Below are 25,567 nucleotides of genomic sequence, written 5' to 3'. Positions count from 1 at the left end.
GAACACCATGTTGGTGACCACCAGCCAATCCATTGTTGATACCGAGTTCCATGCCCAAGGCCCGGGTTGGGAAAGCCTGCGTTTGCTGACCAAGCGCGATGGTGCGGGCTACTCCGTGCATGAAACCCGTGTTTTCGAAGGCGCGGAACTGAAGCTGCACTACAAACACCATATCGAAGCGAACTACTGCTTTGAGGGCGAGGGCGAAGTGGTGAATCTGGCAGACGGCACGGTACACCCGATCTGCCCGGGCACGATCTATACCCTGGACAAGCACGATCAGCACATCTTGCGTGCCACCAAGGGCGATCTGCGCCTGGTCTGTGTCTTCAACCCGCCCTTGAGCGGCAAGGAGACCCACGATGCCGATGGCAGCTATCTCCCGGATCTGGGCTGAAAAACAAGGTCCGTGCTGTAATCTTGGCCTGCATCGCTTTGCGCATGCAGGCCTTTTGTTTTATACCGAGCCACACCATGACCGTGACTGCCGATCTTGTTTCCGCTTTTGCGCCCACGGGCCGCCTGCGCGCGGCCATCAATGTGGGGAACCCGATTCTTGCGCGGCTGCAGGCCGATGGCGCACCGGCGGGCGTGTCCATCGATCTGGCGCAGCAGCTGGCGGCCAGGCTGGGCTTGCCGCTGGAGTTGCAGGTGTTTGAGGCGGCGGCCAAGTCGGTCGATGCGGTGACCCACGAGCAGGCCGATTTCGGTTTTTTTGCGGTAGATCCGGTGCGCGGTGCCGGCATTGCTTTTTCTGCACCTTATGTGCTGATCGAAGGCGCATACATGGTGCGCAGCGATTCGCCGCTGACGGACAACGCCCAGGTCGATGTGGCCGGCCACACCGTGGTGGTGGGGCAGGGCAGTGCTTACGATCTCTACCTCTCGCGCGAGCTGAAACACGCGAGCATTGTGCGTGCGCCTACTTCGCCGGCGGTGGTGGATGTGTTTTTGGCGCCCACTGGCGATGTGGCTGCCGGCGTCAAAACCCAGTTGGAAGCCAGTGTGGCGCAGCGCAGCGATCTGCGCATGTTGCCCGGGCGCTTCATGGTGATTCAGCAGGCCATGGGCGTGCCCAAGGGGCGCGATCCGGCGGTGGCGCAGTGGCTGGGCGATTTTGTCGAAGAGGCCAAGGCCTCCGGCTTTGTGGCCGAGGCGCTGGCGCGGCACCAGATCCAGGGCGCCAGCGTGGCGCCGCTGCGGGGCTGAGCATGGTGTTTGAGCAATTGCAGCAGCTGCTGGACAGCCACGGCGCGCGCTACCGGGTGCTGGAGCATTCGGCCGAAGGCAAGTCTGACGAGGTGGCGCGCATTCGCGGCACCGAACCAGGCCAGGGCGCCAAGGCCATGCTGTGCAAAACCAAGAGCGCAGCGCAAGGAGAGCATTGGGTGTTGGCCGTGTTGCCGGGTGACCAGAAACTGGACTTCCGCAAACTCGCGGCCGCCTTGGGCTTGCCGAAGCTGACCTTGACCAGCCCGCAAGAGGCGACGGCGCTCACCGGTTGCGTGATGGGCGCGGTGCCGCCTTTCAGCCTGGCGCCACAGATTCAGCTGGTGGTCGACCCGGGTTTGCTCAGCCGTTATGACGAGATCGCATTCAACGCCGGTCGGCTGGACCGCTCGATGGTGCTCAACAGCGCCGACTATGTGCGCATTGCCCAACCTGCGCAGCATTTGATCTGCGTCTAGCCCTGAAGCCCGGTTGCGCGGTGCTTTTAGCAAACAGCCACAGGTTGCTCTGTTTTTGATAGCGGATGCGCGCATTTGCGCACAGCACATCCGTTGGGCAGGCATAAATCCAACAGCTTGTCGCTTGGCGTGAGTGCTTGCTGCGCTTGGCGCAGCACAATGGCGGCATGTTCATTGCCATTCCGCTCGAAAACAAGCCGTCCTGGCGCTCGCCGCCGTGGATGACGCTGCTGCTGATTGCCATCAACTGCCTGATCTTCTGGGGCTGGCAAGGCGGCGAGCACCGCGCCGTACAGCGCTCGGCCAAGCTGTATGCGGCCACCGAGTTGCCGGCCATCGAGCTGCCACTGTTCGTGCAATACCTGGAGAAGCAAAGCCAGCGCGAGAGCGAGAGGGACGATGCAGAGATCAGCAAGCTGATGTTGAGCGAAGCCCGGCGCGCACTCAAAGAGCAGCGGTACGAGGTTTTGTACCGGTGGATGGAGCAGGAAGTGGTCTTCCGCAACAGGCTGCTGGCCGACGAGGTGATCACGCCCGGCGACCCGCGCTATGCCGATTGGCACGCCGCGCGCAAGCGCTTTGCACGGCAAGAGCACAAGCCCTTTACCACGCGCTGGGCCATGAGCTACAGCGCCGATGCGGGCTGGCAACCGGTACAGGCGCTCACCTCCACTTTCTTGCATGGCAGCACCAGCCACTTGCTGGGCAATATGGTGTTTTTGTTCCTGTTCGGCTTCACGCTGGAGATGGCTTTGGGCGCCTTCCGCTACCTGGCGTTCTACCTGCTGTGCGGCGTCAGCGCCTCGCTGTTTGCGCTGCAGTTTTATGCCGGCAGCGGCAGCTACGGGCTGGGCGCATCGGGCGCGATTGCCGGGCTGATGGCCATGTATGTGGTGCTCTACCGCATGCGGCGCATCCGCTTTTTCTACATGCTGGCTTTCTACTTCAACTACGCCACCTGGCCAGCGCTGGTGCTGTTGCCGGTGTGGATGGCGTTTGAGCTGGCACAGCACTGGATGGGCGGGCGCGGCGTGGCCTATATGGCGCACTTTGGCGGTTTGCTGGTGGGCGGCATGCTGATGGCGCTGTACCTGCAAATGCGCCGCAAGGAGTCGGTGGTGGAAGTGGCTGCCCGCGAAAAACTGGTGGCCGACGAGCAAGCCGGCGCCCAAAAAGCGGCGGTGCAGCGGGCGCAGCAGTTCACCGATGCGCTCGATTTTGACCGCGCCGCACCCGCTTGGCGCCAGGCGGCCAAGCTGCTGCCGGGCGACGCCAAGGTATTGCGCGCCTGGTTCGAGAGCTCGCGCCACCGGCCCGAGAGCGAAGATTTTCACCAGGCGGCGCGCGCCATCTTCAAACTGCCGGTGCGCAGCGATGCCGAACGCCAGCTGCAGCACCACAGCTGGCGCAGCTACTGCGAGAAAGCGCAGCCGCTGCCGCGCATCAGCGCCGACAGCATGCACGCGCTGGCGCTCAGCTTTGCTCGCATTGGCGAGTGGGACGATGCGCAAAAGCTCCTGCACATGTTGGCCAAAACGCCTGAGCACCGGCTGTGGCCCGGCACCTTGGCCCAGGTGGCCAATGGTTTGGCCAAGGCGGGCCGGGTGGAGGAGGCCCGCAGCTGGCTGCCCGCGCTGCAGCAGGCGGCGCCGCAAGAGCCGATCACCCGCTGGCTGGCGCAGGCGGCTGGCGCGCCGGGCCGGTGAGGCTTGGCCGAGCCAGCTGATGCAGCGCAAAGACCGCACGCCCTGGTGCGATGCCGAAAAAGCAATTGCCAACAATTGTTTTATGATTGTTTCTGTCTATACATAAAGTTTCTTTTCCATATTTAATCAATGGAGGTTGTGGCCATGAGCCGAACGCGTTCACGCTCGCAAGACGAGCCGGACAGCGCCAACTGGGACATTCCGCCGTTTTGGCAGCAGCTCAACCGTTTCTTTTTGTTCCCCTTGCAGCTGCGGCCGCTGTTCTACGCCGTCGTGCTGTCGCTGTGCAGCTATGTGTTGACGCTGGGTTTCCTGGCCTTTGCGTTGGCGGCCTTTGGCCTGATGCTGGCGGTCAGCCGCTATTCCTTCAAAGCGGCGGCCTTCGCCTCGCGCGGCATTCTGGATACGGCCGATTACAGCCAGTACGGCAGCGATGACGACTGGCAGGTGCTGCCCTGGAAGTTTTTTGGCGTGATGGTGGTGCACGGCGTTTTTATCGCCTTGCTCGAAAATGTGAACCGTGGGCTAGGCGCCTTGGGCAATCTGGTGTCGGCATTTTTGATTCCGGCCACCTTGATGGTGCTGATCGGCACCGGCAGCCTGCGGGCCGCCATCAGCCCGGCCAATTTGCTGGGCGCCATTGGCGGCATCGGTCTGCCGTACTTTCTGCTTTGCCTGTTCTTGTTCCTGCTGATGCAGGGTGCGCCAATGGCGATGATGCTGCTGCTGCCCTTCGTGCCGAGTACGCTGCTCTTGCCGGCCATCACCTTTGTGGTGATTTATTTCAGCTGGGTGATGGCGGTGATGGTGGGCTATGTGATGTACCAGAACCACCAGGAATTCGGCATTGAGCCCGACAAGGCGCCGGCCTCGGCCTCGGCAGCGAGCGTTGCGCCCCAGGACCCGCTGGCGGCCGAAGCCCGGCGGCGCGATGCGATGGTGGCCCGCCTGGTGCAGGACGGCGATATGAAAACCGCGGTGGACGAAGCACGCGAATGGCAGCGCGTGAGCTACGACAACCTCGACGACCAGCGCCGTTACCACCGCGTGCTCAAGCTCACGGACCGGGTGGACGACCTGATCACGCACGCGCAGCAGTACATCCCACTATTGCTGCAAAAACAGCGAGGGGGCGATGCGCTGGAGGTTTGGGGCAGTTGCTACAAGCGAGACAAAACCTTCCGCCTCAACGGTGCCGAGAACACCTTCAACATGGCGCAGATGGCCTGGAAGCGCAACATGGTGCCGCATGCGCTGGCTTTGTTGCATGGCTTTGATCTGCACTTTGGCACCAGCGAGCTGGTGCCCCAGGCGCAAGAGCTGGCGGTGCGCGTGCTCAAGCAAGGGGCCAACAAGCCCGACCAGGCGCTCAAGCTGTTTGCGCGCATGCAAAAGCATTTTCCCGAGCACCCCTGCACGCAAGAGGCAGCCTGGATTTTGCGCGACGAATTGCAGGCCTCGCCGTCAGCGCCTGCCAAGCTCGCCTGACGTGACGAAGCGCTGAGGCAGCGCTGGGCGCTGCTCGTGCGCGTGTCAGGCGGCTTGCCGGGCCTTGCCTGCGGGCGCATTGGCCGGCGCGGCTGCCACGTTGGCGATAATGCCGCCGCCCAGGCACACATCACCGTCGTACAGCACCGCCGATTGGCCGGGCGTTACCGCCCATTGCGCTTCGGGGAAATCCAGGTGGAAATGCGTGTCGCTGGCATCGCTGCCAATGAGGGCGGGCGAATCGGGCTGGCGATAACGGGTTTTGGAGCCATAGCTGCCCGCTGCCGGTGCATGGCCGGCCACCCAGCTCACGTTGTCGGCATCGAGCGCGTGCGAGAGCAGCCAGGGGTGGTCGTGCCCTTGCACCACGCGCAGAATGTTTTTCTCCAGGTCTTTGCGCGCCACAAACCAGGGCGCGTGGTCGCCCGCACCACGGGCTGCGCCTTTTTCCTTGACGCCGCCAATGCCCAGGCCCGAGCGCTGGCCCAGCGTGTAGAACGACAGGCCCACATGCTTGCCGAGTTTGCGGTTGCGGTCGTCCAGAATCAGGCCGGGCTCTTTGCTGATGTAGCGGTTCAAAAAGTCGCGGAAAGGGCGCTCGCCGATAAAGCAGATGCCGGTGGAATCCTTCTTCTTGGCGTTGGGCAGGCCAATCTCTTCGGCAATGCGGCGCACCTCGGTCTTTTTCAGCTCGCCCACCGGGAACAGCGCCTTGGACAGCTGGGCCTGGTTCAGGCGGTGCAGAAAATAGCTTTGGTCCTTGGCCGGGTCCAGGCCCTTGAGCAGCTCGAACAGCTGCGTCTCGGGGTTCTGGCGCACGCGCGCGTAGTGGCCGGTGGCAATCTTCTCGGCGCCCAGGCGCATGGCGTGGTCGAGAAAGGCTTTGAACTTGATTTCGGCGTTGCACAGCACGTCGGGGTTGGGCGTGCGGCCGGCCTGGTATTCGCGCAGAAACTCGGCGAACACGCGGTCTTTGTAATCGGCCGCGAAGTTGACGTGCTCGATCTCGATGCCGATCACATCGGCCACGGCCGCTGCGTCGACAAAGTCGATGTTCGACGAGCAGTACTCGCTGTCGTCGTCATCTTCCCAGTTTTTCATGAAGATGCCGACGACCTCGTGCCCCTGCTTTTTGAGCAAATAAGCGGTGACGGCCGAATCCACGCCGCCACTCAATCCCACTACGATGCGCTGTTTAACCATGGCGCAATTATCCGCCGCAGCCGCTTTCGCCTGCTTTGACAGGGCTATGCGGGTGCTGCAGCTTATCGTTCATTTTTTTGAACGATGAATGTGAAAAAAGCTGAATTTTCTAAGGTCGTTCTGTTTTTAATATTCTGCCCATGCGTCAAGCACGAATCTTCGTTGCCAACGCCAACTGCCGGCAGTGCCTGCCGAGCGCTCTGAAAAGGAAAGCCACCATGTCCAACAAGCCCTATGTTCGCCTCGACAAAGACAACGCCGCCGTGCTGCTGGTGGACCACCAGACCGGCCTGCTCTCGCTGGTGCGCGACATCGATCCCGACAAGTTCAAAAACAACGTGCTGGCGCTGAGCGACCTGGCCAGCTACTTCAAGCTGCCCACCATTTTGACGACCAGTTTTGAAGATGGCCCCAACGGCCCGCTGGTGCCCGAGCTGGTGCAAGCGCACCCCAAGGCGCCATTCATTGCGCGCCCCGGCCAGATCAACGCCTGGGACAACGAGGAGTTTGTCAAAGCCGTCAAGGCCACCGGAAAAAAGCAGCTCATCATCGCCGGCGTGGTGACCGAGGTGTGCGTGGCTTTCCCGGCGCTGTCGGCCATTGAAGAGGGCTTTGAGGTGTTTGTGGTCACCGACGCATCGGGTACCTTCAACGAACTCACCCGCGACTCCGCCTGGCGCCGCATGGAAGCCGCCGGCGTGCAGCTGATGACCTGGTTTGGCGTGGCCTGCGAGCTGCACCGCGACTGGCGCAACGACGTCGAAGGCCTGGGCACGCTGTTCAGCAACCACATCCCCGACTACCGCAACCTGATGAACAGCTACGCACGCGCCAGCAAGTAACGCGGCCTGCGGGCTGCATGCAAGAGCGCATTGCGCAGCCCCATGAAAAAGGCGATCCGTGGATCGCCTTTTGCTTGGCTGCCATCTGCCGGGCCAGCGCCAGCGTGGGCGGCGCCTGGACCGTAGCCGTGCGGCAGCTTTATTGCGGCGTCAACGCAATGCGCTCACGCGTGGCTTTTTCCACCGCGCTGCGCGAATAGGCCAGCGGAAAATACTGGCCCGTAGCCCAGGTGTTGGCCAGGTCGCGGTAATGCGGGCTGGCCGGATTGCCCGATTGACCAGGCGTATTCACCGCGCGCGATGCGTCCCAGTTGCCCACATCGACCACCATGCGGAACGAGGCGCCCGCCGTCAGATGGTAGGTGTCGACGTTGTAGCTGGCGGCCATGGGCGTGGCCCACGAGCCGCCGATGCCGCCCACGCCCACATTCAGCTTTTGTCTGGTGGCGTTGTCCACCACGCCGGCGAGCGGGTGCACAAAAATGGCCTGGTGCAGATCGCCCCAGGTCCAGGTTGTGCTGTCGGCGCCCAGCTTGGTTTGCAGCCACTGCATGGCCGGAGCGATGGACGAGAGCAGCACCTGGTCGCGCTCGGCCGGGCTCATCCAGCCTTGCGGGTTTTCCAACACGCTGATCATGCGCGTGGCATTGGTCTCTTTGGCAAAGGTGCGCTCGCTCGCAGCCAGCACCTTGTCGGTCAGCGCTTTTTTCAAGCTGGCATTGCTCCACACCTCGTACAGCGCGGCTGCGGCGCTGTCCTTGGCCATGGTGCCGTCCCAGGCTTTGAGCATGGCCAGGCCTTGGGCGGTTGGCGCGTCATTGCTTTGCAGCGGCGCCAACAGTTTGAGCAGGCGCTGCGCAGGCACGGCGACGATGTCGTTCTGCCAGGCCTCGGAATCGGCCAGGCTGAGCTTTTTGCCGTCCTTGGCCGCCTTCTCAAACAAGGCATGCAGGCGCTGCGCGCGGGCCGCGTCCGCCCATTCGTAACCAATGCCTTTTTGGTAGAGCGGGTGCTTGGGCGGCACGTTGTTCTCGTTGGCGGTCACCACGTAGCCGCGCTGCGGGTTGTATTCCCATGGCAGCTCGTCGCCGTTGCGGTAGCCCGTCCATTCGTAGCGGCCATCGCCGGGCACGGGCAGCAAGCCGTCCCAGTTGGGGCGGATCGGCGTCAGCCCTCCGGGAATCCAGCCGATATTGCCGCTGCTGTCGGCATAGACCTGGTTCTCGCCGGGCGCGCCCCAGCGGTTCATGGCGGCGCGGAACTGGTCGAAATTTTGCGCCCGCATATATTCCATCGAGCCGAAGTAGGGCGCCATGCCCAAGTCCAGCCAGGCGGCGCGCAGTGCATAGGCGCGGTTCTTCTCGGCCGCCAGCACCGGGCCGTGGCGGGTGTACCAGTTCTCCACCATGACCGGCTTGGCCGCACCCTTGACAGCAATGCTCTCCAGCACCTTGGTCATGGGCTCCCAGCGGCCCTGGTACTTGTATTCCTTGCTGTTTTGCGGGTTGGTTTCGTACACGTACAGGTCTTCCTGGTCCATGTAAAAGCGCGTCAGGCCAAAGGCGATGCGGCCGTTGTGGCCGATGGAGATGCCCGGCAGAAACGGCTCGCCAGCGCCAATCACATCCATGCCCGGCGCCGAGATGTGCGAGATATAGCGCAGGCTGGGGGCGCTGTGGGCGCGGTGCGGGTCGCTGCCCAGAATCGGGCGGCCGGTGGTGGTCATGCCAGGCGCAATCGTCCAGTTGTTGCTGCCGTAGCTGGCCAAGGTGTTGGCGTCCGGCTGGTTCAGGGTCGATTCGGACAGCGTCAGCAGCTGCTCGGGCGTCATATTGGCTTGCGTTAGCTTGACGTTGTCCTTGGTAAAGCGCGGGCTGGCGGTGGCCAGGCCGTAGGCGCGTTTGAGCTCTTTGGCGGGGAGGCCGCAAGTGTCCAGGCCCTCGGGCACTTGCACCTTCACATCGGGCACCAGCTCGCGGCGCAGCCAATCGACGCGCGCGCCGTTCTGCTTGCCATCGCAAAAGGCCTGGGCGCGGTCCACCTCGCCGGTAAAGTTCAGGGTCAGGCCATGGTGGCGAATACGCACGGTGTCCTCGGCCGCCCACTGTGCCGGCTTGTAGCCCAGCAGTTTGAACTCCTCGGGCAGCAGGCTGGCGTCGGCCTCAGTCTGCGCGACAAAAGCGTTCACGCCCGCAACAAAAGCCTCGGCCACGCGCTTGGAGTCAGAGCCATAGGCCAGCCATTCGCGGTACATGTCGCCGCGGAAAAGCACGGCCCGCGCTGCTTTGTCGCTCTCCACCCAGGCGGGGCCAAAATCCTGGGCCATCTCGCCCAGGCCGCGCTTGCGCCACAAATCCATCTGCCAGAGCCGGTCGCGCGCGGCCATATAGCCTTGCACCACAAAGGCGTCGTAGGTCGTGCCCGCGTAAATATGCGGCACGCCCCATTGGTCGATCAGCACCTCGGCGGGTTTCTCCAGCCCGGCGATCTTGGCGCTGCTCTGGCTGCTGGGCGCCTGGCCCAAGGAGCTGCAGCCAGCCGCTACCAAGGCGGCAGCCAGTGGCAAGGCCAGCCGCGCAGCGCTGCGGCGGACCGAGGGAAGGGCGGATGTGCGTGGCATGCGGGTCTCCTTGCGGTGGTGGTCAGCGGACAATGCCACGCCCCGCCAGGCCGCGCAATCGTGTTTGCGCCAATGCGCTGTGCGAAGATCGGCAGCTGCGGAGATGCAGCGGGCGGGCCAGGCCCAAGGCTTCTCCAAACTCACCAAGGACAGGCTATGGAACTGCGCCAGCTGCGCTACTTTGTACGGATTGTTGAACTCGGCTCGATGAGCCGGGCCGCGCTGGATTTGGACATGGTGCAGTCGGCGCTGAGCCAGCAGATCAGCCGCCTGGAGTCGGAGCTGTCTACCCGGCTGCTGCAGCGCACGCCGCGTGGCGTGGTGCCGACCGAAGCGGGCCAGGCTTTTTTTCATGAGGCGCAACTCACCTTGCGCCATGCCGAGCAGGCCGTGCATGCGGCGCAGCAGGCGCGGCTGTCGGGGGCGGTGTGCATTGGTTTGTCGCCCACGATATCGAACGTGCTTGGCCTGCCGCTGATGCGCGCTTTGCGCGAGCGTTACCCAGACGTGCGGCTGCACATGGTCTCGGCCCTGTCCGGGCATTTGACTAGCTTGCTCAATGCGCGGCAGATGGATCTGGCGATTCTTTTCGACACCCAGAGCGCCCGCCGCTGGAGCGTGCTGCCCTTGCTGGAAGAGCAGCTCTTTCTCATCCAATCGCGCCAGCACCCGGTGGCGCCGCAAATTCGGCATGGCGAGCCGGTCAGCCTGGAGCAGCTGCAGCAGGTGCCGCTCATCCTGCCTTCGGGCAGCCATGGGCTGCGAAGCTCGGTCATGGCCTCGTTCAGCAGCGCCGGCTTTCAATCGCAAATGGCCATGGAAATTGACTCGCTGACCTTGCTGATGGAAGCGGTAGATGCGGGCATGGGCGCTACCGTGCAGCCTTGGTCGGCCGTGGGCATGTACCGCGATGCGGACGAGCGCTTTCAATGGTCGCAAATGGCTGACGACGCAGTGCGGCGCAAAGCCGCGCTCTGCGCTTTGTCTGAGGACGAGCTCTCGCCCGCCGCGCTCGCCGCCCGCGTGGTGCTGATGGACTGTGTGCGCCAGCTGGTGCAGTCGGGCGACTGGGTAGGCGCAACGCTGAGCGCCTGACCCACGCCGTCACCGGCGTCTGAGTGCGGGTGTGTACAGGCATCACAAAAACTGATGCCCCCATGCCTTTGCCCGCCTGCACGGCGCGGGCCACTCTCTCTACAGTGGGGCGCAACACCTGCGGGCTGCAGTGTTGGCGCGGTTGTTCAGCGCGGCAGCCACGGCGGGGCTTAACCACGTTGAATCGCTGCCGGCCTTGGTCGGTGGTTGCCCATCATGAAAACTGAAGCCTTTGACACCGATGTGCTCATCATCGGTGGTGGCAATGCTGCGCTCTGCGCCGCGCTCATGGCGCGCGAGGCCGGCAGCCGCGTGCTCTTGCTCGAATCTGCGCCGCGTGCCTGGCGCGGCGGCAACTCGGCCCACACCCGCAACCTGCGCTGCATGCACGATGCGCCGCAAGACGTGCTGGTAGAGGCCTATCCCGAAGAGGAATACTGGCAAGACCTGCTCAAGGTCACTGGCGGCATCACCAACGAACACCTGGCGCGCATGGTGATCCGCGCCTCCAGCACCTGCCGCAACTGGATGCGCCAACATGGCGTGCATTTTCAGCCGCCGCTGTCGGGCGCGCTGCATGTGGCGCGCACCAACGCCTTCTTCATGGGCGGCGGCAAAGCGCTGGTGAATGCGTATTACCGCAGTGCCGAAAAGCTGGGCGTGGAGATCCGCTACGAAGCGCCGGTGGACAAGCTCGAAATCGACAACGGCCAGTTCCGGGCCGCGTGGAGCAAGGGCCAGCGCATCACCGCCAAAAGCTGCGTGCTGGCCGCTGGCGGCTTTGAGTCGAACCGCGAATGGCTGCGCGAGGCCTGGGGCCAGAACGAGCGTGGCGAATGGCCGGCCGACAACTTTCTCATCCGCGGCACCGCCTTCAACCAGGGCGTGCTGCTCAAACACATGCTGGACGAGCAACACGCCGACGGCATTGGCGACCCGACGCAGGCGCACATGGTGGCGATTGACGCACGCGCGCCGCTGTACGACGGCGGCATCTGTACACGCATTGATTGCGTCTCGCTGGGCGTGGTGGTGAACCGCGAGGCCCAGCGCTTCTACGATGAGGGCGAAGACTTCTGGCCCAAGCGCTATGCGATCTGGGGCCGTCTGGTGGCGCAGCAGCCGGGACAAATCGCGTATTCGGTCATCGACAGCAAGGCCATTGGCCGCTTCATGCCGCCGGTGTTCCCGGGCGTAAAGGCCGACAGCCTGCCGGAGCTGGCGCAAAAGCTGGGCCTGGATGTGGAGCGCTTCATGCAGACCATGAACGCCTACAACAGCAGCTGCCAAGTGGGCCACTTCGATCACACCGCGCTGGACGACTGCCACACCGAAGGCCTGGCTCCCGCCAAGACGCACTGGGCGCGTCCGCTTGATACCGGGCCTTTCTACGGCTACGCGCTCAAGCCCGGCATCACCTTCACCTATCTGGGTTTGAAGGTGGACGACACCGCCGCCGTGCGCTTTGGCGACCAGGCCAGCCCGAACCTGTTTGTGGCCGGCGAAATGATGGCCGGCAATGTGCTGGGCAAGGGCTATACCGCCGGCGTCGGCATGTCGATTGGCACCGCGTTTGGCCGCATCGCCGGGCGCAATGCGGCGCTGGCAGCCGCCGGCAAACCGGCCGTGCACGGCGCGGTGAAGGACGAGGTCTGAGTCATGAGCATCCAATCTCTGCAAGAACTGGGCAAGCAAGCCCAAACTTTGGCTAGCGGCAAAGTGATCCCCATCATTCCCGCGCCCACCGAGACTGCCGCCGAAGGTGAAGTAGCGCGTGTGATGCAAATCTGCAATGCCTGCCGCTACTGCGAAGGCTTTTGCGCCGTGTTCCCTGCCATGACGCGCCGCCTGGAATTTGGCAAGGCCGACGTGCACTACCTGGCCAATCTGTGCCACAACTGCGGCGCTTGTCTGCACGCCTGTCAGTACGCGCCGCCGCATGAATTTGCCATCAACATTCCCCAGGCCATGGCCGAGGTGCGCGGCCAGACTTACGCCGATTACGCCTGGCCGCCTGCGCTGGGCAAGCTCTACCAGCGCAATGGTTTGACGCTCTCGCTGGCGCTGGTGGCTGGTTTGTCCATCTTCCTGGCGCTGGCCGTGGTTTTGCAAGGTGGCTTAGGCCAGTTGTGGAACCACAACTTGGGCAACAACTTCTACAACCTGTTCCCGCACAACCTGCTGGTCGGCATATTTGCGCCGGTGTTCTTGTTTGTGGTGTTCGCCTTGTTCATGGGCGTGCGCAGTTTCTGGAAAGAGGTCAAGCCCGCCACCAGCGGTGTCGATGTCAGCGGCCCGGCCGCTGCTGAAGCCACGCACGATGTGCTGCGCCTCAAGTACCTCGACGGCGGCCACGGCGACGGTTGCCACAACGAGGATGACGAATACACCTTGAAGCGCCGCCGCTTCCACCACTTCACTTTTTACGGTTTCATGCTGTGCTTTGCGGCTACTGCGCTGGGCACTGTGTACCACTATTTCTTCCAGCTGCCAGCGCCTTACGAGCTGCCCAGCTTGCCCAAGCTCTTGGGCGCAGTCGGTGGCGTGAGCATGCTCATCGGCACGGCCGGCCTCTGGCATCTGAACCGTAGCCGCCACCCGCTGCACGGCGATGCCAAGCAAAAGCCGATGGACCTGGGCTTTATCGCGCTGCTGTTCCTCGTCTCTGCCAGCGGCCTGGCGCTGTGGTTGGGCCGAGGCACGCCCGCGCTCGCCTTGCTGCTGTGTCTGCACCTGGGCGCGGTGATGGCGCTGTTCGCCACGCTGCCTTACGGCAAATTTGCGCACGGCGTGTTTCGCAGTGCTTCGCTGTTGCGCCACGCGGTGGAAAAGCGTGAGCCCAGCCCCATCGGCCTGGGTGCGGACTGAGAGCGTATTCACAAGCAATTCGCTGCTGCGCAGAGATCGTCCACACGCGCTCATCTCTGCCCATCCACAGGCGCTGCCCTGTACCTGTTTCCCAAAGCGAGCCGGTTCACCGGCTCCCACCCTGCCAAGGAGGCAACCCATGATGAAAAAACGCCAATTTCTGCGCGCCACGGCGGCTGCCGCTGCGCTGCTGAGTCTGGGCACGGCGGCGAGCGCTGCGCCCGATTGGATTCCCAACAAACCGGTGACCTTGGTCGTCGGCTTTGCCGCTGGTGGCGCGGCCGATGCGGCTGCGCGCCTGGTGGCCAAAAAGCTGGGCGAGAACATCGGCCAGACCGTGGTGGTCGACAACCGCGGCGGCGCAGGCGGCAACATCGCGCACCAATTCGTCGCCAAAGGCCCGGCCGATGGCACGGTGCTGCTGTTCGGCTCGGTCGGGCCGCTGACGATTGCGCCGCACATCATGAAGGTCGGCTACGACCCGTTCAAAGATCTGGCGCCCATCTCCGGCGGCGTCAATTTTCCCAACGTGCTGGTGGTGCACAAGGGAGCGGGCGTGAAGAACCTGGCCGAGTTTGTAGCGCTGGCCAAGCAAGCGCCCGGCAAGGTGGATTACGCATCGACTGGTGCGGGCTCCGCCTCGCACCTGGCGGGCGAGCTGTTCAACCAGCGCGCGGGCGTGGACATGGTGCACGTGCCCTACAAAGGCGGCGCACCGGCTTTGCAGGATTTGATTGGCGAGCGCGTCACCTCGTACTTCGCCGCGCCACCTACCGCGCTGCCGCACATCGAAACGGGCAAGCTCATCCCGCTGGCCACCACCGGCCTCACGCGCCCGGCTTACATGCCCAATATTCCGACCGTGGCCGAAGCCGGCTACCCCGGTTTTGAAGCGCTGAACTGGTATGCGTTTGTGGCCCCGGGCAAAACGCCAGCGCCCGTGCTGGACCGCTGGAATCTGGAAATCGTCAAAGTGCTCAAAGACCCCGAAGTGGCCGAAGCGCTGAAGGTGCACGGCCTGACGCCGCAGCCCACCACGCGCGCCGAGTTCACGGCCTTCATGAAGAAGGAATACGAGCAGTGGGGCAAGGTGGTGAAAGAACGCAAGATCTCGATGAACTGATTGCGCGCGCCGCTCCCTCAAAAAAACAAGCCCATGGTGCAGAGCCATGGGCTTGTTTTTTTTATTCCAGCGGGCGTATGCCTTCGGGCTGCACCAGTACCGATTCGTCGGTAAAGAACAGCCCCAGCGGAAAGCGCTGGCCGGCCAGGTAATCGTCGAGCGATTTGACGACCAGCGGGCTGCGCAGCAAACCCTCGGCGTCGGCGGCGCGAATCTCTTCGGGTGTCATCCACACGGTGCGGCGCACGCCGTCGTCGAGTGGCTGGCCTTCGTGGAAAGTGCCCAGCGTGCCGGTGAAGGAAAAGCGCATATAGGTGGTATCGGTGCCCGTCTTGGTGCGCACAAAACGGTTCATGTACACGCCCAGCAGCGCCGTGGCCTTGAAGTCGAAAGCCGTCTCTTCCAACACCTCGCGTACGCAAGCCTGGATGGGCGATTCGCCGGGGTCCAGGTGGCCGGCCGGATTGTTCAGGCGGATGCCGTCCGAGGTGTCTTCCTCTACCAGCAAAAATCGGCCATCGCGCTCAATGACGGCGGCCACGGTGACATTGGGTTTCCAGCGGTGGGGCATGCGGCATTATGTGCGAAGTCGCAGCGATCGGAAAAACCCCTTCCATGGTCTGCATCAATGGCTGCTGCGCAAAAACTGCTGCAGCTCCGGCGTCTGCGGGTGGGCAAACAGTTGCTCGGGGTGGCCGCACTCGTGCACCTTGCCCTGGTGCATGAAAACCACACGGTCGCTCACCTTGCGCGCAAAGTTCATCTCGTGCGTCACCATGATCAGCGTCATGCCTTGCTCGGCCAGTTGCTCCACCACGCCGAGCACCTCGCCCACCAGTTCGGGGTCGAGCGCTGAGGTCACCTCGTCGCAAAGCAAAATCTCCGGGTCCATGGCCAGGGCGCGGGCAATCGCCACGCGCTGCTGCTGGCCGCCCGAGAGCTGGTCGGGCATGGCGTGGAACTTGTCGGCCAGGCCCACGCGGGCCAGCAATTGCTGCGCCTGCTGCTCGGCACTGGCATCGGGCTGGTTGTTCACCAGGCGCGGCGCCAGCATCACGTTCTTGCCCACGCTCAGGTGCGGAAACAGGTTGAAGTTCTGGAAGATCATGCCCACGTTGCGGCGCAGTTCGCGCAGCTGCTGCGGCTGCTGGCTGTCCACGCGCAGGCCGTGCACCTGCAGCTCGCCGTCCTGGTAGTCCTCCAGCCCGTTGATACAGCGCAGCAGCGTGCTTTTGCCCGAGCCGCTTTTGCCGATGATGCAGACCACCTCGCTGCGCGCAATCTGCAGGTCTACACCTTTGAGCACTTCGTTGCTGCCATAGCGCTTGCGCAGTTGGCGGATATCGACAAGGGGCTGGGTCGGAGGGTGAGAGGCGATCATGGCGTTGCAAAGAGAGAGCGGAGGTTGGGGGAGAGCGGGTGGGCACATCAGCGCTTGGGGCGCAAGCGTTTTTCCAGGCGTTGGCTCCACAGCGAGAGCGGGAAGCACAGCGCAAAGTACAGCGCTGCCACCAGGCCGTAAATCTTGAAAGGCTCGTAGGTGGCGTTGGCCACCAGCTGGCCGACCTTGGTGATTTCGACAAAGCCGATCACGCTGGTCAGCGCCGTGGCCTTGATGATCTGCACCACAAAGCCGGTGGTGGGCGCGATCGACAGGCGCAGCGCCTGCGGCAGGATGATGTGGCGCAGCTGCTCGCCAAAACCCATGGCCAGGCAGGCCGAGGCTTCCCACTGGCCCTTGGGCACGGCGTTCACCGCGCCGCGCCAGATGTCGCACAAATACGCGGCCGAATACAGGCTCAGGCACACGCAGGCCGAGAGCAGGGGCGATGCGTCCAGGCCCAGCATGGCCAGGCCGAAGTACACCAGAAAAATCTGCATCAGCAGCGGCGTGCCCTGGAACACTTGCACATAGGCGGCCACGGCGCGTTCTGCGCCCGGCACGCGGCTGATGCGCAGCACCAGCAAAGCCATGCCGAGCAGTCCGCCCAGTGCAAAGGCGATGAGGGACAAGCCCACCGTCCAGCGCAGCGCCAGCAGCAGTTGGGTGGCGATCATCCAGTTGCTAAATTCCACCATGGGGTCGGCTCCTGTCAGCGGCGGTTGAAAATGAAACGGGGCCCGATCCAGTTGAGCAGGCTGCGCAGCAGCACGGCCAGGCCGAGGTAGACGACGGTGACCACGATGTAGGCCTCGAAGCTGCGAAAGCTGCGGCTGGCGATCAGGTTGGCGGCGTAGGAGATCTCTTCGGTCGAGATCTGGCTGCACACTGACGAGCCCAGCATCACGATGATGATTTGCCCCACCAGCGCCGGCCACACGCGGCCCAGCGAAGGCGGCAGCACCACGCGCGAGAACACTTGCCACGGCGTCAGCGCCAGGCTGTTGGCCGCTTCGATCTGGCCGCGCGGTGTGGCCTCGATACCGGCGCGAATTTGCTCGCAGGCATAGGCGCCCAGGTTCAGCACCATGGCCAGCATGCCGGCTACCTCAGGCGGCAGGCGCAGGCCGAGCGAGGGCAAACCAAAAAACAGAAAGAACAGCTGGATGATGAAGGGCGTGTTGCGAAACAGCTCCACATAGCTGCTCACCAGCCAACGCAACCAGGGCGCGCCATACACGCGGCTCCAGGCGCAGCCAATGCCCAGGCCCACGCCCAGCGGCGTGGCCACCAGGGTCAGCAGGCAGGTGAGCGCCAGGCCTTTGAGCAGCATGGGCCAGGCGGCAAGAATCGGGGTGAACTCCATGGGTGGTGATGGCTGTGCGGTGAGGGTGAGAGGAGCAGGCGGTGCTCAAGCACCGCCTGCGCGGGGCGTGCGGGCGCGGCCTCAGTCAGGCAGGTTGCCGGTGCCACGGCCCAGCCACTTTTGCGAGTAGCTCTCCAACGTGCCGTCCTGCTTGGCGCTGCGCAAAATCTCGTTGACCTTGTTGAGCAGCGTGGTCTCGCCCTTGCGCAGGCCCACATAGTTGGGCGAATCCTTGATCAGCAGCTTGTACTCGGCATCGACCTTGGGGTTCTTCTGCAGCGCGGCGGCAGCCACGGCAGCGCCCACGGTGACGAACTGGGTCTGCTGCGTCATGAAGGCGGCCATGGTGGCGCTGTCGTCTTCAAAGCGCTGGATCTTGAGCGAGGCCGGTGCCAGTTTGACGAGCGCATCGTCCTGGATGGTGCCGCGTGTCACCGCCATGGTCTTGCCTGCCAGATCGTCAAACGATTTGACGCTGAGGTTCTTGGGCCCGAACACCGCCTGGAAGAAAGGCGCGTACGAGGTCGTGAAGTCGATCACCTTCTCGCGCTCGGGCGTCTTGCCCAGGGCCGAGACGATCAGGTCGATCTTCTTGGCTTCGAGGAAGGGAATGCGGTTGGGCGTGGTCACCGGCATCAGATTGGCCTTGACGCCGAGCTTGTCGGCAATCAGCTGCGCCACCGCCACATCCACGCCGGTCGGCTTGAAATCCGGGCCCATATAGCCATAAGGCGGGTAGTCGGTAGGAATGCCGATGGTGATGGACTTCTTGTCCAGCACGCGCTGCAGGGCATCGTCTTGGGCCCAGCTGCCCGAGCAGACAAAGCTGCTTGCCACAGCGATGGAACAGGCCAGAAAACCGCGCTTGGTGAATTGCATGAAAGGCTCCAGTGAGTGAGGGATGCCAGGCTCTATTGCAGATAGCGTGCCAAGCGCTGCCGCCGGGCCGGGCGGGCGCCGGCGAGCGTTCTCAGGTCCTTGTTTCTGAATGTGTTTTTCTCTGGTGTAGGCCGTTAGATGCAAGCAGGCATTGCTTTTGCATGGAGGGGCGGGTGTGGATGAAATATTTGTTCGAACTAACCTTTTTGGTGAAACCCCTGTTTCTATTTGGTGCACGGCGCACCAAGATGTGAAACACCCGTGGTGCTACTGCAGCAGGAGTTTCCGATGCGCAAGATGACTGTCAAAACCCCACTCGATGCGCGCTTGCGCGAAGCCTATGTCAGCCTGCCCGACGCCGAGCGCCGCCTGGCCGACGTGGCCTTGAAGCGCGGCTTTGAGCTGCAAGGCTTCAGCGCCACAGAAATGGCTTTGCAAGCCGGCGTCTCCAAGGCCACGGCGGCGCGCTTTTTCCGCCGCCTGGGCTATGCCGACTTTGCCGAATTCCGCCAGGCTTTGCGCACGCAAGGCGAGCAGTATTCGCCGTTTGCCCGCTTTGGCGAGACCGGCGCGCAGGCCAACGAGCCAGGCCATCCGCTGCGTGCTCACCTGGCTGCCGATGCGCGGCGTTTGGCGCAGTGGGCGCAGACGGTGGACAGCGCGCCCGCTGAAAAAGCGGTGCACCTGTTGGCTGCGGCACGCAAGATTTGGGTGGTCGGTTTTCGCCACAGCTATGTGACGGCTTTTTATGCGCAGTCGCTGCTGGCGCAAGTGCGCCCCGATGTGCTGGGCCTGAACGACCCGGCAGGCCGCGAGGCCGATTGGCTGGCCGCTGCCAGCCCACAAGATGTTTTGCTGGCGGTGGATTTTCGCCGTCGCAGCCAGCGCTTGCCGGCCTTGCTGGCAGGCGCTGCCGCCGTGCCATTGCCTTTGCTGCTGATCACCGATTGCCCGGCTTCGCGCCTCGATGCGCAAGCCGCCCAAGTGCTGCGCTGCGATGGTCTGGCGCAGACCGATCTGTTCGATTCGTATGCCGGCGCGGTCAGCCTGATCAACTACCTGGCCACCGCCGTAGCACGCCAGCGCGGTACGCGTGCGCAAGAGCAACTGCAACGCATAGAACACATCCATGTGGCGCTGGACGATCTGGCGCCCACTCCCTGAATTTTTTGTCCGACTTGCCCTGAAGAAAGAGAAACTGTTGATGCAAGCAAACCCATTGCCAACCTTGCCCCTGAGCTGTTTTGACAACCCTGCGCGTGACCGTGCACAAGCCTATGGCGCGCGCCGTACCGAGATACTGGGCCAGGCCGCGCTGGCACAAGCCCGCCAGGCGCTGAGCCACTGGCAAGGCTATGCGGTCACGCCGCTGCACAGCCTGCCCGCGCTGGCGCAAGAGCTGGGCGTGGCAGCAGTGCACTACAAAGACGAAGGTGGCCGCTTTGGCCTGGGCAGCTTCAAGGCGCTGGGCGGTGCGTATGCCGTGGCGCGCCTGCTGTGCCGCGAGCTGGGCGCCAAGCTGGGCCGCACGCTGAGCAGCCAGGATTTGCAGGCGCCCGAAGTGCGTGCGCTGTGTGCCGACATCACCGTCACCTGCGCAACCGACGGCAACCATGGCCGCTCGGTCGCCTGGGGCGCACAGCTGTTTGGCTGCCGTTGCGTGATCTACATCCACGCCACCGTCAGCGAAGGCCGCAAACAAGCCATCGCCAAGTACGGTGCTGATGTGGTGCGCACTGCAGGCAACTACGACGACGCCGTGCGCCAGGCCGACAGTGACGCCAAGCTGCACGGGCGCTTTGTCATATCGGACACCTCGTACCCTGGCTACATGGACGTGCCACGCGATGTGATGCAGGGCTACCAGCTGATGGTCGACGAAGCCGCCACGCAGCTGGCGCAGCGCCCCACGCATATTTTTGTGCAAGCGGGCGTGGGTGGTTTGGCCGCTGCGGTGTGCGCCTATTTCTGGGAGCGCGACGGAGCTGAGCGCCCGGTGTTTGTGGTGGTGGAGCCTGACCGCGCCGACTGCCTGGCGCAAAGCGGCAAGGCCGGCGCCATCACCGCGGTGACGGGCGATCTGGACACCTTGATGGCCGGCCTGGCCTGCGGCGAGGTATCGCACCTGGCCTGGGAGATTCTGGAAAAAGGCACGGACGCTTTCGCCGTGATCTCAGACCAGGCCGCAGTAGCCGCCATGCGTTTGATGGCCTACCCGCTGCAAAACGACCCGGTGGTGGTGGCCGGCGAATCTGCGGTGGCCGGGGTGGCCGCTGCCGTGGCCGCTTGCCAGAGCGCTCAGGCGCGCGCCAGCTTGGGGCTGACGGCAGAAAGCCGCATTCTCTTCTTCGGCAGCGAAGCCGCTACCGACCCCGTGCTGTACGAAGAACTGGTAGGCGAAAGCGCTGCCTCGGTGCAGCAACGCGCCGAGCGCCAAGCAGCCAAGGCAACAGCATGAGCGCAGCACTGCAGATCAATGGCCCCCGTTTGCTGCAAAGCTTGCACGAGCTAGGCCAATTTGGCGCTTTGCCCGGTGGCGGCACCAACCGCCTGGCTTTGAGCGATGCGGACAAGGCTGCCCGCGATTGGACCGTGGCGCAAATGCAAGCGCTGGGCATGAGCGTGCAGGTGGACGCCATCGGCAACGTGGTCGCCACTTACGCGGGCAGCGAGGCTTTGCCGCCGGTGATGACCGGCAGCCATATCGACACAGTGCGCACCGGCGGCTTGTACGACGGCAACTACGGCGTGATGGCCGGGCTCGAAGTGGTGGCCACCTTGCGTGCTGCCGGTGTGCGCACGCGCCGGCCGATCCAGGTGGCTTTCTTTAGCAACGAAGAAGGGGCCCGCTTTCAGCCCGACATGATGGGCAGCCTGGTGCTGGTGGGCGGCATGGCGCTGCAAGAAGCGCTGGCGGTGAAAGCTGTCGACAACGGCGCTACCGTAGGCGCTGAGCTGCAGCGCATTGGCTACGCAGGCAGTGCGCCGGTAGGTGCGCCGCAAGTGGATTGCTTTGTGGAACTGCACATCGAGCAAGGCCCGGTGCTGGAGCAAGAGGGCGTGCAAATTGGCGTGGTCGAAGGCGTGCAAGGCATTTGCTGGATGGAGTTCAGCTTTGACGGCACCAGCAACCACGCCGGCACCACGCCCATGGCTTTGCGCCACGACGCCGGCGTTTGCGCCATGCGCACAGCCGCATTTGTTGCAGAGCTGGTTGCGCGTTACGGCGGGCGCCAGTTGGGCACCGTGGGCGCTTTGCAGCTCAAGCCTAATCTCATCAACGTCATTCCCGCGCAAGCAGTGATGACGGTTGATCTGCGCAACACCGATGGCGCTTTGCTACAGCAAGCGCAGGCCGAAGTACTGGCCTTTGCCCGCCAGTTGGCAGCCGAGCAAGGCGTGCGTTTTTCGCACCGCCAACTGGCCGATTTTGCGCCGGTGGCGTTCGATGCCGCACTGGTGAGCAGCGTGGAACGCCACGCGCAGGCCCAGGGCTTGTCCACCTTGCGCATGCCCAGCGGCGCCGGGCATGACGCGCAAATGTTGGCGCGTGTCTGCCCCACGGCCATGGTGTTTGTGCCATCGGCCGGCGGCCTGTCGCACAACGTGCGTGAACACACCGATGCCGAGCAACTGGTGCAAGGCGCAAACGTGTTGCTGCAAGTGCTGCTGGAACAAGCGCAGCGTGCATAAGACAAGCAGCTATTGAAACCCAGGCAGCTGGCGCGGCAAGGCCTGCGCCAGCTGCCACCAAATACATGGAAAAACAAGAATGACCCGTATTGTCAACGTCGCCCTGGGCCAGCTCGGCCCGGTGCAAAAAGCCGATTCCCGCGCCGCCGTGGTGGCGCGTTTGTGCAGCATGATGCGCGAGGCCAAAAGCCTGGGCGCCGACGTCATCGTCTACCCCGAGCTGGCGCTGACCACCTTCTTCCCGCGCTGGTATATCGAAGACCGGCAAGAGCTGCACAGCTACTACGAGCACAGCATGCCCAATGCCAGCACGCAGCCGCTGTTCGACCTGGCGCGTGAGCTGGGCATCGGCTTTTACCTGGGCTATGCCGAGCTGGCCAACGAGGGCGGCCAGATCGGCCAGTACAACACCTCGATCCTGGTGAACAAGGCCGGCCAGATCATCGGCAAGTACCGCAAGATCCATGTGCCCGGCCATTTTGAGCACGAGCCCTGGCGCAAATTCCAGCACCTGGAAAAACGCTACTTCACGCCCGGCGAGCGCTTTGGCGTGACCGAGGCCTTTGGCGGCGTGGTGGGCATGGCCTTGTGCAACGACCGCCGCTGGCCTGAAACCTACCGCGTGATGGCGCTGCAGGGCGCCGAGATGATTTTTATCGGCTACAACACGCCGGTGCACAACGCGCCCGCGCCGCTGCACGACGACCTCTCGCTCTTCCACAACCAACTGGCCGTGCAGGCAGGCGCCTACCAGAACGGCTGCTGGGTGGCCAGCGTGGCCAAGGGCGGCGTGGAAGAGGGCGTGGACAGCATTGCCGGCAGCCTGCTGGTGGCGCCCAGCGGCGAAGTAGTGGCGCGCTGCGTGACCAAGGACGACGAAGTGGTGCTGGGCCGCGCCGACCTGGATTTCTGCGCCGTCTACAAACGCACCACCTTCAATTTCGACCTGCACCGCCACCCCGAATGCTATGGCCTGATTGCCAGCCGCAAAGGCGAGACGCTGGACGCCAAGGGCCAGCCCATCGCGCCCGCGCAGCGCCGCTGGCCGGCAGTGGCGGTGTAGTACCACGCTGAAACGGGTCGCCTGGGGTGGCCCGTTCTACTGGTTTCTGCGGGGACATGGCGCTGCCAGTGCCATTGTTTCGGCAGTACGTACGGCCAGCCCCCGCAACAAAGCCTGCGCGGTCATATCACCAACCCAGCACGAAGACTCTCAAAGTCCAGAGCTTTGCCTGTTTCGCCACTTGGCTGGTGCGCACCATATTCCTTGGAAAATGGGCTGTTATTTAATGGTTTCTGCGGGGACATGGCGCTGCCAGTGCCTTTGTTTCGGCAGTACGATAGCAGGATGCAAACCACAGCCACCCCTATCGCTGCTGCCGCCGTCTATGCTGAACGCCGCGCCCGAGTTGCGCGCCAGCTGGGCGAGGGCGGTATCGCCATCATCCCCACCGCGCCCGAGCGCATGCGTAACCGCGACAGCGATTACCTGTACCGGCACGACAGCTACTTCTACTACCTGACCGGTTTCAGCGAGCCCAATGCCACGCTGGTGATCACCGCCGACGGCAAAAGCACGCTGTTTTGCGCGCCCAAGGATCTGGCCCGCGAGATCTGGGATGGCTACCGCCTGGGCCCCGATGCCGCCGTGCCCACGCTGGGCGTGAACGAGGCTTTTGCCAGCACCGAGCGCGATGCGCGCATGGCCAAGATGCTGGAAAACCGCAGCACCGTGTGGTACCCGTTTGCCATTCACCAAGGCCTGGAAGGCACGCTGGCGCAGTGGCTCAACGCGGTGCGCGCCCGTGCCCGCTATGGCGCGCTGGTGCCCGAGCAGCAGCGCGATCTGTGCGCGATTCTCGATGAAATGCGGCTGATCAAGGACGAGCACGAGCTGCCAATTTTGCGCCGCGCTGGTGTCATCAGCGCCCGCGCCCATATTCTGGCCATGCAGCGCTCGGCCCGCATGCTGCGCGCCGGCCAGGATTTGCGCGAATACCATCTGGACGCCGAGCTGCTGCAGGCTTTCCGCGAATACGGCTCGCAGTACCCTGCGTATGGCTCCATCGTGGCCGGTGGCGCCAACGCCTGCGTGCTGCACTACCGTGCGGATGCCGCGCAAATCAAGAGCGGCGATCTGGTGCTGATCGACGCGGGCTGCGAGCTCGACGGCTACGCCAGCGACATCACCCGTACCTTTCCCGCCAACGGCAAGTTCACGGGCCCGCAGCGCGCGCTGTACGACCTGGTGCTGGCCAGCCAGTACGCTGCGATTGAGCAAGCCAAGCCAGGCAAGCGCTTCAACGACATGCACGACGCGACCGTCGCCGTGCTGGCGCAAGGCATGCTCGATCTGGGCCTGCTCGACAAGAACGTGGTGGGCGGCGTGCAGGACGTGATCGAGAACCGCAGCTACTTCCAGTTCTACATGCACCGCACCGGCCACTGGATGGGCATGGACGTGCACGATTGCGGCAGCTATGTGGAGCCCAGCGAGCTGGGCCACATCAGCGAGCGCCGCGATCCGCTCTCGGGCGAGCTGATCTTGAACCGCCCGAGCCGCATCCTCAAGCCCGGCATGATCTCGACCATCGAGCCCGGCATCTATGTGCGCCCGGCCGACGGCGTGCCCGAGCAGTTCCACAACATCGGCATCCGCATTGAAGACGATGCGCTGATCACCGAAGACGGTTGTGAGCTGCTGACGCGCAATGTGCCGGTGGAAGCCGATGAGATTGAAGCGCTGATGCGGGAAGGGGCAGAGGTGCCGGCTGCGCTGTAAAGCGCGGCTTAGCTTTTCGCAGCGCTCATGTCGCACACTGCGAGTGCCTTTGGTTAGGCGCTCGCAGTTTTTTTATGGGGTTTTGTTATTGCTTGCGGGTTGGCTGCGAACGCGTAGCGGTGGGCGTCCGTTTACTCTGCGAGGACGTCTGCGCTTCGCGCAGATGCCGGGATGTGCGCCCGGCGGCGCAGTCACTTTCATTGCGCCGCCAATGAAAGTAACCAAAGCAAGGCGGCCCCTGCTGCCTGCGTCCCTTTGAATTTCGCTTTGGCGAAATTCAAGAGGGCAACCTGCGAGTGCTCGGGCGTGGCCTGCACCGTGAAACTCACTGCGAGCCAAAGGCTCTCCGTTCAAACAGACACGGTGAGTCAGAGCACGAAGCAGTTGCACTCTGCGGTGCAACTGCCAGCCCACGCCCTGTGCTCCTCGGCGCATGCAAAAGGGGTGGGGCCGGGATAGCTTCGTGGATGAGCGGAGGTCGTTAACGATGGCTGACGGTTTTTTCTCCCACTTCTCCCTCCAGCGGGAGAAGGAGTAGACAGCCAACAGCCAGAAACTCGCACCTGTCGTAGTTAGTGAGCGCAGCCCTGGCAGGCTGTTGGTAGTTCCTCCACCCCTTCAGCCTGCGCCTGCGATCGGAGTAAACGGCGGCGGTTTGGCTGCCGCAGGACAGCCAAACTTCGTGCTCTGACTCGCAGACGCTGTTTGAGCGGAGCGCCTTGGCGCGGAGGGAGTTGGTATGCGCGCCGCCGTTTGCTTCGAGCGCAGGTTGCCGCGAAAGATTCGCTTTGCGAAGCTTTCGGGGACGCTGGATGTAGGGCACGTTTCTTTGC

Annotated in this window: 22 protein-coding genes; 15 read left to right on the top strand and 7 right to left on the bottom strand. The window is 63.6% G+C overall.

The window, feature by feature from the left end:
• The first annotated feature begins 7 nt into the window (after nt 1–7).
• The 5 genes from ACFIQF_RS15590 to ACFIQF_RS15570 all read left to right on the top strand — a co-directional run bounded on the left by ACFIQF_RS15590 (nt 8) and on the right by ACFIQF_RS15570 (nt 4,882).
• Nucleotides 8–397, top strand: a complete 390-nt coding sequence (locus ACFIQF_RS15590; protein WP_393944236.1) for an ectoine synthase — start codon at nt 8–10, stop codon at nt 395–397.
• 77 nt (nt 398–474) lie between these two features.
• Nucleotides 475–1,209 (top strand): ABC transporter substrate-binding protein, encoded by a 735-nt coding sequence (locus tag ACFIQF_RS15585; RefSeq protein ID WP_393944234.1) that lies wholly within the window; start codon nt 475–477, stop codon nt 1,207–1,209.
• 2 nt (nt 1,210–1,211) lie between these two features.
• Entirely contained in the window at nt 1,212–1,688 is a 477-nt protein-coding gene (locus ACFIQF_RS15580; protein WP_393944232.1) for a YbaK/prolyl-tRNA synthetase associated domain-containing protein, read from the top strand.
• Nucleotides 1,689–1,855: 167 nt separating this feature from the next.
• Complete coding sequence (locus ACFIQF_RS15575; RefSeq protein ID WP_393944230.1) at nt 1,856–3,394, top strand: rhomboid family intramembrane serine protease; 1,539 nt, start codon at nt 1,856–1,858, stop codon at nt 3,392–3,394.
• Nucleotides 3,395–3,538: 144 nt separating this feature from the next.
• Nucleotides 3,539–4,882 (top strand): hypothetical protein, encoded by a 1,344-nt coding sequence (locus ACFIQF_RS15570; RefSeq protein ID WP_393944228.1) that lies wholly within the window; start codon nt 3,539–3,541, stop codon nt 4,880–4,882.
• 45 nt (nt 4,883–4,927) lie between these two features.
• Here the strand turns inward: ACFIQF_RS15570 and mnmA are convergent, their stop codons facing one another.
• The gene (gene mnmA / locus ACFIQF_RS15565) at nt 4,928–6,085 is read right to left on the bottom strand and encodes a tRNA 2-thiouridine(34) synthase MnmA (RefSeq protein ID WP_393944226.1); all 1,158 of its coding nucleotides are present in this window, start codon (nt 6,083–6,085) and stop codon (nt 4,928–4,930) included.
• Nucleotides 6,086–6,303: 218 nt separating this feature from the next.
• Between mnmA and ycaC the strand changes: the two genes are divergently transcribed.
• Nucleotides 6,304–6,927 carry an isochorismate family cysteine hydrolase YcaC gene (ycaC, locus tag ACFIQF_RS15560; RefSeq protein WP_393944224.1) on the top strand — a complete coding sequence of 208 codons (624 nt, stop codon included), beginning with the start codon at nt 6,304–6,306 and terminating at the stop codon, nt 6,925–6,927.
• A gap of 139 nt (nt 6,928–7,066) precedes the next feature.
• On the opposite strand, the gene ACFIQF_RS15555 is transcribed toward ycaC, so the two are convergent.
• Nucleotides 7,067–9,547, bottom strand: coding sequence for a penicillin acylase family protein (locus ACFIQF_RS15555; RefSeq protein ID WP_393944223.1), 2,481 nt, complete (start codon nt 9,545–9,547; stop codon nt 7,067–7,069).
• A gap of 156 nt (nt 9,548–9,703) precedes the next feature.
• On the opposite strand from ACFIQF_RS15555, the gene ACFIQF_RS15550 reads away from it, so the two are divergent.
• The 4 genes from ACFIQF_RS15550 (at nt 9,704) to ACFIQF_RS15535 (ending at nt 14,633) form a co-directional block, all read left to right on the top strand.
• Nucleotides 9,704–10,642, top strand: a complete 939-nt coding sequence (locus tag ACFIQF_RS15550) for a LysR family transcriptional regulator (RefSeq protein WP_393944221.1) — start codon at nt 9,704–9,706, stop codon at nt 10,640–10,642.
• A 216-nt stretch (nt 10,643–10,858) separates the two neighbouring features.
• Nucleotides 10,859–12,298, top strand: a complete 1,440-nt coding sequence (tcuA, locus tag ACFIQF_RS15545; RefSeq protein ID WP_393944219.1) for an FAD-dependent tricarballylate dehydrogenase TcuA — start codon at nt 10,859–10,861, stop codon at nt 12,296–12,298.
• Nucleotides 12,299–12,301: 3 nt separating this feature from the next.
• Nucleotides 12,302–13,510: a tricarballylate utilization 4Fe-4S protein TcuB gene (gene tcuB / locus ACFIQF_RS15540; protein WP_393944217.1), complete on the top strand. Its 1,209-nt coding sequence runs from the start codon at nt 12,302–12,304 to the stop codon at nt 13,508–13,510.
• A 139-nt stretch (nt 13,511–13,649) separates the two neighbouring features.
• Entirely contained in the window at nt 13,650–14,633 is a 984-nt protein-coding gene (locus tag ACFIQF_RS15535) for a Bug family tripartite tricarboxylate transporter substrate binding protein (RefSeq protein ID WP_393944215.1), read from the top strand.
• Nucleotides 14,634–14,694: 61 nt separating this feature from the next.
• Here the strand turns inward: ACFIQF_RS15535 and ACFIQF_RS15530 are convergent, their stop codons facing one another.
• The 5 genes from ACFIQF_RS15530 to ACFIQF_RS15510 form a co-directional block, all read right to left on the bottom strand.
• Nucleotides 14,695–15,204 carry an NUDIX hydrolase gene (locus ACFIQF_RS15530; RefSeq protein WP_393944213.1) on the bottom strand — a complete coding sequence of 170 codons (510 nt, stop codon included), beginning with the start codon at nt 15,202–15,204 and terminating at the stop codon, nt 14,695–14,697.
• Nucleotides 15,205–15,258: 54 nt separating this feature from the next.
• Nucleotides 15,259–16,014, bottom strand: a complete 756-nt coding sequence (locus ACFIQF_RS15525) for an amino acid ABC transporter ATP-binding protein (RefSeq protein ID WP_393944211.1) — start codon at nt 16,012–16,014, stop codon at nt 15,259–15,261.
• A 47-nt stretch (nt 16,015–16,061) separates the two neighbouring features.
• On the bottom strand, nt 16,062–16,712 hold the full coding sequence (locus tag ACFIQF_RS15520; RefSeq protein ID WP_393944209.1) for an amino acid ABC transporter permease: 651 nt from the start codon (nt 16,710–16,712) through the stop codon (nt 16,062–16,064).
• A 14-nt stretch (nt 16,713–16,726) separates the two neighbouring features.
• Complete coding sequence (locus tag ACFIQF_RS15515) at nt 16,727–17,380, bottom strand: amino acid ABC transporter permease (RefSeq protein ID WP_393944208.1); 654 nt, start codon at nt 17,378–17,380, stop codon at nt 16,727–16,729.
• An 81-nt stretch (nt 17,381–17,461) separates the two neighbouring features.
• Nucleotides 17,462–18,259, bottom strand: a complete 798-nt coding sequence (locus ACFIQF_RS15510; protein ID WP_393944206.1) for a transporter substrate-binding domain-containing protein — start codon at nt 18,257–18,259, stop codon at nt 17,462–17,464.
• A gap of 288 nt (nt 18,260–18,547) precedes the next feature.
• On the opposite strand from ACFIQF_RS15510, the gene ACFIQF_RS15505 reads away from it, so the two are divergent.
• The 5 genes from ACFIQF_RS15505 (at nt 18,548) to ACFIQF_RS15485 (ending at nt 24,734) form a co-directional block, all read left to right on the top strand.
• The gene (locus ACFIQF_RS15505; protein WP_393944204.1) at nt 18,548–19,423 is read left to right on the top strand and encodes a MurR/RpiR family transcriptional regulator; all 876 of its coding nucleotides are present in this window, start codon (nt 18,548–18,550) and stop codon (nt 19,421–19,423) included.
• A gap of 40 nt (nt 19,424–19,463) precedes the next feature.
• The gene (locus ACFIQF_RS15500) at nt 19,464–20,717 is read left to right on the top strand and encodes a diaminopropionate ammonia-lyase (protein ID WP_393944203.1); all 1,254 of its coding nucleotides are present in this window, start codon (nt 19,464–19,466) and stop codon (nt 20,715–20,717) included.
• Nucleotides 20,714–21,952: a Zn-dependent hydrolase gene (locus tag ACFIQF_RS15495; protein WP_393944202.1), complete on the top strand. Its 1,239-nt coding sequence runs from the start codon at nt 20,714–20,716 to the stop codon at nt 21,950–21,952. The genes ACFIQF_RS15500 and ACFIQF_RS15495 overlap by 4 nt, the downstream gene beginning before the upstream one ends.
• 79 nt (nt 21,953–22,031) lie before the next feature.
• Nucleotides 22,032–23,015, top strand: coding sequence for an N-carbamoyl-D-amino-acid hydrolase (locus ACFIQF_RS15490; protein WP_393944200.1), 984 nt, complete (start codon nt 22,032–22,034; stop codon nt 23,013–23,015).
• Between the two features lie 285 nt (nt 23,016–23,300).
• Nucleotides 23,301–24,734, top strand: coding sequence for an aminopeptidase P N-terminal domain-containing protein (locus tag ACFIQF_RS15485; RefSeq protein WP_393944199.1), 1,434 nt, complete (start codon nt 23,301–23,303; stop codon nt 24,732–24,734).
• Nucleotides 24,735–25,567: the final 833 nt, after the last annotated feature.

Origin of the sequence: Comamonas trifloxystrobinivorans (genome assembly GCF_043359985.1) — a bacterium.
Classification (GTDB): Bacteria; Pseudomonadota; Gammaproteobacteria; order Burkholderiales; family Burkholderiaceae_C; genus Comamonas; species Comamonas trifloxystrobinivorans.
This window is presented reverse-complemented; position numbering and strand designations above follow the sequence as displayed.

Bases quoted from the DNA above. Each gene is read 5' to 3' on its own strand.
- ACFIQF_RS15510 (WP_393944206.1), bottom strand. From the start codon at position 18,259: ATGCAATTCACCAAGCGCGGTTTTCTGGCCTGTTCCATCGCTGTGGCA.
- ACFIQF_RS15515 (WP_393944208.1), bottom strand. From the start codon at position 17,380: ATGGAGTTCACCCCGATTCTTGCCGCCTGGCCCATGCTGCTCAAAGGC.
- ACFIQF_RS15555 (WP_393944223.1), bottom strand. From the start codon at position 9,547: ATGCCACGCACATCCGCCCTTCCCTCGGTCCGCCGCAGCGCTGCGCGG.
- ACFIQF_RS15580 (WP_393944232.1), top strand. From the start codon at position 1,212: ATGGTGTTTGAGCAATTGCAGCAGCTGCTGGACAGCCACGGCGCGCGC.
- ACFIQF_RS15575 (WP_393944230.1), top strand. From the start codon at position 1,856: ATGTTCATTGCCATTCCGCTCGAAAACAAGCCGTCCTGGCGCTCGCCG.
- ACFIQF_RS15585 (WP_393944234.1), top strand. From the start codon at position 475: ATGACCGTGACTGCCGATCTTGTTTCCGCTTTTGCGCCCACGGGCCGC.
- ACFIQF_RS15495 (WP_393944202.1), top strand. From the start codon at position 20,714: ATGAGCGCAGCACTGCAGATCAATGGCCCCCGTTTGCTGCAAAGCTTG.
- ACFIQF_RS15505 (WP_393944204.1), top strand. From the start codon at position 18,548: ATGCGCAAGATGACTGTCAAAACCCCACTCGATGCGCGCTTGCGCGAA.
- tcuA (WP_393944219.1), top strand. From the start codon at position 10,859: ATGAAAACTGAAGCCTTTGACACCGATGTGCTCATCATCGGTGGTGGC.
- ACFIQF_RS15485 (WP_393944199.1), top strand. From the start codon at position 23,301: ATGCAAACCACAGCCACCCCTATCGCTGCTGCCGCCGTCTATGCTGAA.
- tcuB (WP_393944217.1), top strand. From the start codon at position 12,302: ATGAGCATCCAATCTCTGCAAGAACTGGGCAAGCAAGCCCAAACTTTG.
- ACFIQF_RS15570 (WP_393944228.1), top strand. From the start codon at position 3,539: ATGAGCCGAACGCGTTCACGCTCGCAAGACGAGCCGGACAGCGCCAAC.
- ACFIQF_RS15525 (WP_393944211.1), bottom strand. From the start codon at position 16,014: ATGATCGCCTCTCACCCTCCGACCCAGCCCCTTGTCGATATCCGCCAA.
- ACFIQF_RS15500 (WP_393944203.1), top strand. From the start codon at position 19,464: ATGCAAGCAAACCCATTGCCAACCTTGCCCCTGAGCTGTTTTGACAAC.
- ACFIQF_RS15590 (WP_393944236.1), top strand. From the start codon at position 8: ATGTTGGTGACCACCAGCCAATCCATTGTTGATACCGAGTTCCATGCC.
- ACFIQF_RS15520 (WP_393944209.1), bottom strand. From the start codon at position 16,712: ATGGTGGAATTTAGCAACTGGATGATCGCCACCCAACTGCTGCTGGCG.
- ACFIQF_RS15490 (WP_393944200.1), top strand. From the start codon at position 22,032: ATGACCCGTATTGTCAACGTCGCCCTGGGCCAGCTCGGCCCGGTGCAA.
- ACFIQF_RS15550 (WP_393944221.1), top strand. From the start codon at position 9,704: ATGGAACTGCGCCAGCTGCGCTACTTTGTACGGATTGTTGAACTCGGC.
- mnmA (WP_393944226.1), bottom strand. From the start codon at position 6,085: ATGGTTAAACAGCGCATCGTAGTGGGATTGAGTGGCGGCGTGGATTCG.
- ACFIQF_RS15535 (WP_393944215.1), top strand. From the start codon at position 13,650: ATGATGAAAAAACGCCAATTTCTGCGCGCCACGGCGGCTGCCGCTGCG.
- ACFIQF_RS15530 (WP_393944213.1), bottom strand. From the start codon at position 15,204: ATGCCCCACCGCTGGAAACCCAATGTCACCGTGGCCGCCGTCATTGAG.
- ycaC (WP_393944224.1), top strand. From the start codon at position 6,304: ATGTCCAACAAGCCCTATGTTCGCCTCGACAAAGACAACGCCGCCGTG.